The sequence below is a fragment of the Acetivibrio straminisolvens JCM 21531 genome, from assembly GCF_000521465.1.
GTDB classification, from domain to species: Bacteria; Bacillota; Clostridia; order Acetivibrionales; family Acetivibrionaceae; genus Hungateiclostridium; species Hungateiclostridium straminisolvens.
Genome location: NZ_BAVR01000088.1, coordinates 1 through 11,148, shown reverse-complemented (window position 1 = coordinate 11,148; position 11,148 = coordinate 1). Strand labels below are relative to the sequence as shown.

Here is an 11,148-nt window from a genome sequence, read left to right as displayed (position 1 = left end):
CCCCAATATTGGTCCAGAAGTTCTATTCTAAAATAATCCATTTACGCAACCCCAACATTAATAATTTTTACTATATTACTTGTTGTTTTCCTGCGGGGAATCATTCCATTTCTTTATACTCATCTCGCTATATTTATCTAAAATGTTCAAGAATAACACCTCGCTCTATTGGAAATTTGCTAATATATTATTTTAAAATCTTTTTCTTTTAGAAGCCTGTCAATCAAATTTTCACACTTAAAAGACTCGTATCTTTGCTCAATGTCATATTCGCCAACATAAAATACATTAACATTTCCTTTAAAAGCTGCTTTCATAATTTCAATCATATCGTCTTTGTCGGTTAGTATATTATCCTTGTACATTTTATACACTAACGACGATGTTGTCAGTTGATAAGGCTCTTTTCTTCCGTGGTGTTCTAAAATATAGTCATTTACGCTTATTACTAGCGGTTTTATTCTCATATCATCACTTATTAAAAAATACCGTCCCCAAGAAATTCTTGTGAGGACTATTATGCAGATAAGAATTAACTCTTCAGCCATGCTGTCTCCTTCGCTTTTCTGTGTCCTAGCATGCCGAAAAAAAATACTGAACAACTCCCTGTTTCCCGGATTTGTACTTTTAAGCTTAACAGCCATACGCTTGTCCATATTCTCAACAATTTCACTTATATTCATCTTGTATTTACATACTTCTTTAATAGCATATCCCAATAATTTGTTAGCATTTTCAGCGCTAATATTAAAAACTTCTTTTAGGCAATCATATATTATTTCTTCATCAAAAAGAATAACTTTAAAGCCACTGCTGTTTAGTTCCCTCAAATATTGAACTTGAAGAGGATGCAACTCAAAAGAATTAGCAGTCAATTCCATTAATACCGTCCTGGTTACAACTATTACATCAGCTTTGCTTTTCAAATAATTGATAATTGTCTTTCTATTCAGCGAATTCGAATGATGTAAAATAGAACATGTATCATAGAAAAAATATTGCTTTGCATTGATAAATTCATTAACCACTTCATCTTTTTTATGTATCATATAGCTTTCGAAGGAGCTGAAATTTGAAGGTACTTCTTGATACTTTTTGGCCATACTACTCTTTTTTCCTTATATCCGAATATATTTTATTTATGCCTTCAATAATCCGGTTATAATTGTACTCAGATAGAAGTTGCTTCTCTATTAAATCGGCTCCCTCGGTTTTCAGCTTTTTCAACACAAAAGGCATCTCATCTTTGTATGTTGGCTCAAGTATGTCACTGTCCAGCCATAAGAAATCAAATAGTTCTCTAATTTCATTATCCCCATACTTCAACATTCCTTTGACATCCTCAATTTTTTTTAGTATTTCTAATTCATAAAGACGTATTAAAACCGCAACGAACGGGGAATTGAAATAGTTCATTAGTTTTACAACTGTTTTTTCAATATCTTTATTGTCAGTCATATATAAGTCGTACATTTTTTTAAACTCTATTTCAGGCATCAACAAGTTTGCTGCAAAAAGGTTTGCCTTACTCTCATTATCATTGGAAATGTAATCTTGATTAAAATGGACTTCTCTTTTCTCATTAATGTATCCCGGTACTCCACTTAGGATATGGTATATATCATGGCAAAAAGAAAAGTACATTTTATTTCTTGGCTGACTTGAATTAAGCAGCAAATACTTGTTATAGCCTGTATCTAAAAAAACAGCTCCAAAGTCACTGTCAGCCAATGGGACTTGGAAAATTAGCACATCCAGTTTTTCACCAATTTCTTTTATTATCTTCGGAATATTTCCATCCCACTGAACCTGTCGTGGAAAACTTTAAGAGTCTCTTTTACACTGTCGATATATACTCTGTTTTTTATAATAATCTCTTTAAATCTGTTAAAATCCATAGTCTAAAACCTCTAAAGCATCTTTTTGCAATTTCTTACAAATCGCAAAAATTGCATCCATATACTCTAATAAATCAAAAACCTGATTAGCTAACTTTTCTTTGCTTTCATCCACAGCTCCCATATAGAACGCTATCGAAGTTGAGTCTTTATAATCCAAATTTGCTAATTCTAGCTTTTCCTGAAAAAAATAACTTATATCTTTATCCAAAACATTTGATATAGCTTGCATATCTTCATACGTAACTGACTGAGCACCGTTAAGAATTCGCGATAACTTATTCTTTTCTAGTCCGGCATGTTTCGCTATAAATGCCTGTTTAATCCCATAATGGCTAATATACTTATTCAAATTCTGTATAAACAAATTCTGCATAGTATCAGTCATTTTAATCCCTCCTTATATATTGTATCATAATTTGATACTTCAATTCAATTTATGGAAAATGATTAAATTAAAACATCTAGATAATTCAAAAAAGACTTATGATTATATTATAATATGATACATATATGCATTTGTCAACTAAACCTCGTTAGTTCAATAAAGAACAGATTGAAACATTACTTTAATGGTACTTCTCTATTAAAACTCCAGAACCTTGCCATTCCAAAAAAGATATATATACTTCTCCTTTACCTTCTTTCCGGTGAGCATCTCCAGCGCCCTGGCATAATAAAGAATCTGCACCTTGTATCTTTCGTAAATCGTCTCAACATTCCCCGGAGCCACATAATCGGTCTTGTAATCCACCAGCACAATACCGTCCGGCTCTTCAAAATAGCAGTCGACAACTCCCTGCAGAAGAAGTGTCTCACCGTGACAGTCCTCATCTTCATATCCCTGTACAGCTCATGGCACGGTATCTCAATATTAAACGGCACCTCACGGTTTATGCTTTTTGAGGCCAGCATCCTCTTTCCAAGAGGGGAATTTAGAAAACGCCGGATTCTATCTGCATCCACACTCTGTGCCTGTTGAGGTGTCAACAAATCTTTTGCCACCATTTCTTCAATCTGGGCTTCAATATCCTCCCAATCGTAATCCAAGTGCTGCATGACAAAGTGGAGTATTGTCCTTTCTCGGCATAGCTTAGGCCATTCTTCTCCTCCAGAAACATCGGCTTCTTTACCAAAGCCGGCAGATACTCCGGAAAAGCCATTGCATCTTCCGAAACCATCTCGTTATAACGCCTTTTCAGCTCCGTCACCGAAACCTTTGCAGGCACATTGGAAGCTTTAATGTAAGGATAACTCCAGCTTAGCCTTCTTGCTGTTTCTTCTGCATATTCCGAAGGCTCTCCTTCCGCCTCCAAGCTGTCCAGCCACTTCACAAATTCACTTTCTTCCTGCTCTTCTAAGATCTTTCCGCTTTGTACATCGCCTTTGCTCCATATCTTTATGCTCCAAACCGAAGGGTCATCAATGAGCTGACCTCGGAAATCGGTACCTTCCATACAGTCCCGAAGTCCGCTGCAGCTTTTGTGCCTCAAAATCGCAGGTCCAATCCAATCAAGGTAATTGGCAGCTTTCAGCATATCATAGACAGGAAGCTTGCTCTCTTGGACAGATGCAGAATCCAGCCACTTTTCCACAGTTTTGGATACATCCTTGACAGCACCGGTGATGATAAGCTTTTCGCGGGCTCTCGTCAAGGCAACATAAAGTATCCTCATTTCCTCCGAAAGGGTTTCGGCTTTAATTTTTTCCCTTATAGCCTGTTTTGCCATCGACGCCATGACAGCCTCAGCTTGTGGTCCACCACATCCGGACCGAAACCCAGTTCATGATGCAAAAGGATGGTCTTGTTCATATCCTGAAGATTAAATTTCTTTCCGCAGCCGGCAACGATCACCACCGGAAACTCCAGTCCCTTGCTTTTGTGGATGCTCATGATACGCACCACATTATCATTCTCACTTAAGATTTTTGCGCTTCCCATATCACCCCTGCTGCTTTTTAATTTGTCAATAAAGTTTATAAAATTGAACAATCCTTTATAGCTGGTTTCTTCAAATTGCCGGGCCCGCTCATACAATATTCTAAGGTTTGCCTGCCGCTGCTCCCCTGCAGGCATTGCTCCGACAATGCTGTAATAACCGGTGTCGTTGTAAAGCTGCCACAACAACCGGTCAGTGGACATATACAGCGACATTTCCCTCCATTTCTGAAGGTTCTCAAGAAATGCCGAAGCTTTTCTTGCCGCACCTGTCTGCCCACTCTCCGCCAGTTTATTTAATGCATCAAACAAAAGCGCTCTTTTGTCAGCAATCCTCAATTCCGCAAGCTCATCGGTGCTAAATCCGGCAATCGGAGAACGCAACACCGAAAGCAAGGGAGTATCTTGCAAAGGATTGTCAACAATTTGCAGAAGTGAAAGCATTACCTGGACTTCCACCGTTTTAAAAAATCCTGTTCCGGTATCGGCAAAAACCGGTATTCCCATCACGGACAGTTCATCAGCAAAAACCTCCGCCCAGTTCCTTGTAGTTCTAAGAAGTATTACAATATCCCGGTATTCAACCCTGCGATACTCCTCTTTTGCCTTGTCAAAAATGCAAAAATACCTCCCATTTTCATCCGGCTTCATCAGCTCAAGGATTCTTCTGCCCACCAGCCTTGCTTCACACTGGACATTGTCCAGCATTTCCTCATCCTCTTCTTCGCCCTCATCTTTCTGTCCTTCCTCACCTTCATTTTCACCTGCAGAAATATAATCTACCCCATCCGTCTGAATCAAATGAAGCTCCGCCTCTCCACCGACCGTCATATCTTCTCTTTCGTTTTCATCAAACACCGCTCCGGCATTTAAAGCTTCGGTATCGGTGTAGTCCAGCTCCCCCACACCAACCGACATAATTTGTTTGAATAGAAAATTGATAGCATCAACTACTTCCCTGCGGCTTCTGAAATTCTTAAAAAGAAGTATTTTCCTCGATGGATTTCCCTTGTCCGGAAAATACATGTTGTATTTGTCCAGGAACAACTCGGGCCTTGCCTGCCTAAAGCGGTAAATGCTCTGCTTGACATCCCCGACCATAAACACTCTGGGGCTTTTATCATCACCTTTGGATATCATATTGATGATAGCCTCCTGTACCAGGTTGCTGTCTTGGTATTCATCTACCAAAATCTCCTCAAACCTCTCCCTGTATAAAATGGCCGTTTTGGAAGGCAGTATACTTCCGTCTTCCTGTTTCTCCGTCAGAATTTCCAGGCAAAAATGCTCCAGGTCATTAAAATCCACCACAGATTTTCGGCTCTTCTTTTTTGCATATTTTCCCGCAAGCTGCTCCACCAGGCTTGCCAAACATTTCATCTTAGGATACAAGACTTTCATATCATTATTAATGTCATTCGAAACAGATGTAACCACTTTTTCCCGAAGCCTTTTTATACTTTGCTTTACATCATCCCGGATTTTCTTTACAATTTCCTGTTTATCCTTGTCAACCCCTTTGCCGCAACGGGGCAGTACCGCAAACTCAATGCCTTGAAGCGCATTAAAAGTCCTGTCCCATTGCATATCGCTGTCTTCATTTAACAGCTTCAGCATGGCCTCAATATTGGCCAAATCCTCCATGTATACAGCTTGGTATTTCTCCAGTCCCAAAGCATCTTTCAATATCTCCAGCGCCCGGGATACCATTTCCTTCAAGCCTTCAAGTTCAGTCTTTACCGATTGCAAAAGTACCCTGCCCCAAAGAGTCTTCCCAAAATCCGTTCCTTCGGGTACATTCATGCACTCCGTCATTTTTTCCAGCCATTCTCCAGGCCATGGACTGCTTTGGATAAAGTTGTACAGATTCAGCACCATATCCTGAAGCTCTTTATCGTCCCTGTTGCCCCCGTAACATTCTAAAAGCTCAAAAAAGCCGGTGTTTTCATTCTCATACTGCTCTTCAAACACTTCATTCAAGGCTTCCAATTTCATAAGCTGGCTTTCGGTTTCATCGGCAATTCGAAAACCCGGGTCTATGTTGATTTGCTGAAAATTGCTGCGTATTACTTCCAGGCAAAAGGAATGGATGGTGGTAATACTTGCTTTCCCCAGCAGCGTAAGTTGTCTTTGAATATTGGCCGAGCCTGGATTCTCCTCCAATTTCTCGGAGATAGCCTCTCCAATCCTTTCCCTCATTTCGGTGGCGGCTGCATTGGTAAAGGTAACCACCAACAACCTGTCAATGTCCACAGGGTTTTCTTCATCGGTGATTTTCCGGATAATCCTCTCCACCAACACAGCAGTTTTTCCCGCACCTGCCGCCGCAGCAACCAAGAGATTCTTTTCATTTCCGGTAATGGCTTCCCTTTGTTCGTCGGTCCAAATGGTCTTTCCACTCATTTTATATATCCACCTTTACTAAAAATGCATTACTTTTCTTCCTCCTGTGCCATAAGACTCCATACTTCATCATCCTTTTTGTCGTAAAAATTTCTGAAAGAGTTTTCCTTCATCGTAGTGTCAAACTGGCACACAGGCAGGAAACTACAATACTTGCAGGACGTGGTCCCCTTCTTTTTATATGGCTTTATGGGCACATTTCCCTTCATAATCTCGCCGCACAAATCCTTCAAAAGTTTTCTTACATATTTGCGAAGCTGTTTAAACTGCTCCATCGTGGCTATAGAAGAATTCTTTCCGAGCCCTCCGTCTTTATTGACAGTAGCAGGTATAATCATGGAAGCTCCTTCAATGCCCCTATCCATTTCCCTTATCAGTTTCACATCCGCCAAAAGAAGGCCTCTCATTTTGAGCTGTTTCATAATGGCTTTTTCAATCTCTTCTTCAGTCATTCTGCCGCTTCCTCTGATAATGGGGTCGTCAATTTTAAAATACAACATGCCTCCGGGGATTATCGGATTATCCTCATTCATTTCACCGTTTTCCCATAGAGCATCCAATAGGTAATCAATTGAATCTGCAGACCGTAAAATACATCCGACAATTTGAAATCCTTGCTTCCCGATTTATAGTCAACTATCCTCAAATAAGTGCCGTCTTCAGTTTTTAGTGCATCCACCTGTCAATCCTTCCGGTGAGCCGGATTTTCTCACCCGTATCAACTCAATTACAATTGGCGGATACTTTTCTTTTTCCCCAAAGCCAACTTCATATCCCACCGGCTCAAAGCTGCTCCTTCGAATGTGCTCGGCAATAAGCCAGACAGCTCTTGCCACTACACGCTTGAGCCTTACGACAAGGGCCATATATCTTCTTGAGGCTGCAATACCCGACCCTTGCATTTTCTCGAGCATTTCATCCACAATTTCGGAAACCTTTTCATAGCACCATTCACGGTCAAATTCTCTCCAGGAAATATTCCCTTTGGAAACAATCTTTGAAAATTTCTCAATGACGGCATGCATGAAAGTGCCAACGTCCGGCGGACGCAAAGAGTATACTTGCCTTTCTTTTGCTCCAAGCCCATACTGCACGTAAAAAGCAAAGGGACACGCAGTATATTTTTCCAGCCTGGATACACTGGAAACCGCCGGCTCTCCGTAAAGCGCTGCAATTTTGTCACGGCTTATCGGCTGGGCCAAATTTTTATATTCGAAAGCTAATCGTATTGCCTGACACTTCCGATTCCATTCATCCTGCGCAGCAAACCAGCGGTACGCTTCCTGCCAGATAGGCTGTATTTCTTTTCCATCCGCTTTTTGGCGCAAAGCCGATACCATGGACTTAAATGCAGGGCTATTTCCGGATAAAAGCTCCATTTCTTCCGATACAGAATTAGATGGAAGTATATTGCTTGTCTCTGTGATGTTCGGAAACAGCTTGCGAAGCCGTGATATAACTAAGGAAGGCCGCAAAGTTCTTCCTTCATGGTCTGCGATAGACCAACTGATTCTTAAATAACTTCCGGCAATAGCCAATGCCCTGTATACCAAATACTGTCCGTCAAAAGCCTGAGTTCTTGTATCGCTGGAAAGTTCAATCCCCGCATTTCTAAGCACGGCCCTGTCCTGATCCGAAAGAATGCCTTCTTCTATTACCGCAGGTGGAAATACGCCGTCATTCGCTCCCAATATATAAAGAGCTTTGATTTCGTGGCTTCTGGAACGATCCAAGCTTGCTACAAGCACCTGGTCTAAAGACGCAGGAATTAATCCGATTTTGCATTCTCCAAATCCTATTTCAAGTATATTGGCAAACCTCTCAATTCCAAAGGTTTCATCTCCCATGACCTCCACTGTTTGATCAAAAACATCCATCACTGCATTCCAAACCTGGGAATATTCATTGGCAAGGTTTAGATTACCGCTTTTTCTGAATTTCTCAACAGCATCTTCAATTTTTTCGGGAATTCCAAGAGTGCAAAGGAAGTCATAAAGGCTTGCGCAGAAGTCTGAGGCTTTCTTTTTGCCTTTGGTTTTCTTCCTGAATTCCATGAGCGGTGCCAAAACCTGCGCTCTGATACTATTTATGTCTTCAAGCAGCTCCCTTACTTCTTCACGGCTTTTTTCGTTTGGAATCAGCCCGGGAATCATTCTCCATTCTTTTTCTTCGGTCCAGCGGCCGCCCCGGATACCGCAGGCTAAGACATAGTTCTCCAAGCGGTCTATGCTCTTTTGGTCTATGCCGGTCAGACCGGTTTTGAGATAGCGGAACACTGCTTCATACGACCAGTTTTCAATGAAAATATCCAGCATGGACATAATCAACCGCACCAAAGGGTGGTTAACTATATCCACCTTTCTGTCAATAAAGCATGGAATGCCGTATTCTGAAAAAACAGCCTCAATCAGCTTCTCATAGCCGTCAAGGTTTCCGGCAACCACGGCAATTTCCCTAAAGCGCATTCCCCTGTCGCGGCAAAGGCCGATAATGTCTCTTGCACAGGCTTCAACTTCAGCAAAAATATTGACCGAAGAAAAAAGGGAAATATCCTTGGTTTTTTCATTATATGTCTTATACGGGTATGCATAAAGATATTGCTCAAGATGAGAAAGCTCAGGGCTTTTGCTAAAACGGAACAACGGTTTATTATTCAAAACAACCACGGGCTCCACAGGAATACCGTCTTCCTTTGCCATTTTTACAAGCTTTCTGTATGCAGTTTTAATTGATGAAAAGATGTCGGTATCATTTAAGCCGCCGTCCAGGCAGTCGGTACAAAAGCTGATGTTAACCCTTTGCGCTTTTCTCATAAGCTGTCCTATTATTTCATATTCCTGAGGAGTAAAGCCGGTAAAACCGTCAATCCAGACTTCAGCTCCGTCAAAAAGGGCAGTTTCGCCAAGCTTTTTTGATGCCAAAGCCAAATCATCATCCGGGTCCCTGTATCTTTCCTCAAGGGTCTTTTCAAACAGGTCATATATTTGAGTAAGCTCCGTAAGCTTTTCTTTTACAGGATTGTCCTCGTTAAGCTCTTTACTCACATTTTCCAAATCTTTAGGTGTAATATTATATTTTTTGAATTCAGTAATAAGAGTGGACAACGTATTCACAAACCCTTGGCGGTCAGCAGCTTTGGAAAACACTCTAAAGCTACCCTTCATTTTATCCAAAATCCTGTAAAGAATCATGCATTTACCTGCAGGGTGAATATGGGGATAGGTAATACCGCCCGCTTCATTGAATGTTCTGTAAGCTATTCGGCGAAAACTCAGCACCTCGGTTTTGAGGATACCCCCTGTCCCAAGTACGCCGATAAGGTCTTTCTCCGTTTGAAAGGTAAACTGCTCGGGAACAAGCAGAACCAAGGGATGCGCGACTTTAGCGTTAATCTTTGATTTTAATTCCTCAAGGCAAAAACGGGTTTTCCCACTGCCCGCCCTGCCATATATAAACCTCAAACTCATATGCTCCGACTCCAATGCTCATACAATGATTTTGTTTAATATTTATGAGTATATTCTATCATATATTTTCTATAAAGTGTTTTATTGACTTTCAATACTACATGCTATTGTCAAGAGAATAATCAAACTGCTTAGTATTTATGATAATTGTATCTTCTCCTATTGTTTCAACATAATCCGATAGATTTCAATATCTACTATTTGAATTTATGGGAATTATTGTTTTATGAATATTGTCATAAAAATCTCCTTCTTAAACATCTTCTACAATTCTTGTCAAGAAGGAGATTTTAGAATTTTTTTATTCAAAAATCTAAACATTCTCTTTTCTTAAAAAAAGAAGCAACTATGTAAGATATGTTGCTATTTTCGCAAGGCACTCCTCAATTATTGCATTTATTTTTTCAATTTGAGCATCATTGGGATTATATTTTTTTAATATTTTTAGATTACGAGCCCTCCAATCCAACGATTTAATTTGATCTGTCAGAATAACCCCTTTTATTGGGTAACCATCATTATCAGGAGTTATTCCCTCGCTTGGTAATTCCACTTCAAAGGGATACCCTTTTTTATGGCTGGTAATCGGGCAAACAGCTACAAATCCTGTTACTTCATTAAATCTTTCAGGTGATAAAACAATAGCATTTCTTCTTCCGGCTTGTTCATGTCCGGTTTGTGGAGTAAAATTTAAAACAATTAAGTCATCTCTTCCAGGTATATTTTCCATTAAATCAACTCACGTCCTTCAATTCCAAAGTCAATCTCTTCATGCCGATTTTCAGGAGTAACTTGGGACAACAGTTCTTCTAATGTGTATTTTTTTCGTATTCTTTTTGGTTTTAATGTGATTTCGTTTTCATTAGCATACAATTCGATCTCGTAACCTTGACTAATACCCAGCCTGTCAGCAGCTTCTTTCGGGATACGCATTCCTATGCTGTTCCCCCACTTTTGGGCAATAACTGTAGACATGCAATCGCCCTCCTTCGTTTGATTAATCTCGTTTTTAAAATACTCCTTTGAATTCATTATATCACCTTCAAATAAAAAAGGTACGTTATTTGTGTATTCTTCTGATATTATTAGTACATAGCAGGCTTCTTCCCGTAATTTTCGTTGCCAATAAAAAATATGTGTAGTCGGTATTCTTTTACAATCATTTGTGTATTCATACAATCACTCCTATCTGGTTGAAAAGTATATACACTTTTTACATTTTTTACACTCTGTACTTTTTAAACTTTTTGCGCATTTTAAAGTTTTTCTACTATTTTCAACCGATTTTTCATGATCGTACTACTTTTAAGTTAGACATACCCTGCGCTAATCAAGTTTACGCTCACGAACAATGCTAAGTAATAGATTCTATCTTCAAAGGAGTTTTTTACTTTATATTATGATTCGCAAGTAACTTTAATGTTAATGCTATTCTAAAATT

Annotated in this window: 5 protein-coding genes and 2 pseudogenes; all 7 read right to left on the bottom strand. The window is 39.8% G+C overall.

What is annotated here, in order from left to right; all coding sequences use genetic code 11:
• Window positions 1-179 precede the first annotated feature (179 nt).
• Window positions 180-1,049: a transposase gene (locus JCM21531_RS15860; RefSeq protein WP_243467831.1), complete on the bottom strand. Its 870-nt coding sequence runs from the start codon at window positions 1,047-1,049 to the stop codon at window positions 180-182.
• Window positions 1,050-1,104: 55 nt separating this feature from the next.
• Window positions 1,105-1,752 (bottom strand): ImmA/IrrE family metallo-endopeptidase, encoded by a 648-nt coding sequence (locus tag JCM21531_RS15855; RefSeq protein ID WP_279379101.1) that lies wholly within the window; start codon window positions 1,750-1,752, stop codon window positions 1,105-1,107.
• 135 nt (window positions 1,753-1,887) lie between these two features.
• Entirely contained in the window at window positions 1,888-2,286 is a 399-nt protein-coding gene (locus JCM21531_RS15850; RefSeq protein WP_038291285.1) for a helix-turn-helix domain-containing protein, read from the bottom strand.
• 198 nt (window positions 2,287-2,484) lie between these two features.
• A pseudogene (addA, locus tag JCM21531_RS15845) lies at window positions 2,485-6,240 on the bottom strand (helicase-exonuclease AddAB subunit AddA).
• 29 nt (window positions 6,241-6,269) lie between these two features.
• Window positions 6,270-9,707, bottom strand: a pseudogene (gene addB / locus JCM21531_RS15840) (helicase-exonuclease AddAB subunit AddB).
• A 346-nt stretch (window positions 9,708-10,053) separates the two neighbouring features.
• Window positions 10,054-10,437: a type II toxin-antitoxin system PemK/MazF family toxin gene (locus JCM21531_RS15835; protein WP_038291284.1), complete on the bottom strand. Its 384-nt coding sequence runs from the start codon at window positions 10,435-10,437 to the stop codon at window positions 10,054-10,056.
• Window positions 10,437-10,739, bottom strand: coding sequence for an AbrB/MazE/SpoVT family DNA-binding domain-containing protein (locus tag JCM21531_RS15830; RefSeq protein WP_038291290.1), 303 nt, complete (start codon window positions 10,737-10,739; stop codon window positions 10,437-10,439). The genes JCM21531_RS15835 and JCM21531_RS15830 overlap by 1 nt, the downstream gene beginning before the upstream one ends.
• Window positions 10,740-11,148 lie beyond the last annotated feature (409 nt).

What these genes read in the sequence shown, in the direction of transcription:
- JCM21531_RS15830 (WP_038291290.1), bottom strand. Translation starts at nt 10,739, where the DNA reads ATGAATTCAAAGGAGTATTTTAAAAACGAGATTAATCAAACGAAGGAG.
- JCM21531_RS15850 (WP_038291285.1), bottom strand. Translation starts at nt 2,286, where the DNA reads ATGACTGATACTATGCAGAATTTGTTTATACAGAATTTGAATAAGTAT.
- JCM21531_RS15860 (WP_243467831.1), bottom strand. Translation starts at nt 1,049, where the DNA reads ATGATACATAAAAAAGATGAAGTGGTTAATGAATTTATCAATGCAAAG.
- JCM21531_RS15835 (WP_038291284.1), bottom strand. Translation starts at nt 10,437, where the DNA reads ATGGAAAATATACCTGGAAGAGATGACTTAATTGTTTTAAATTTTACT.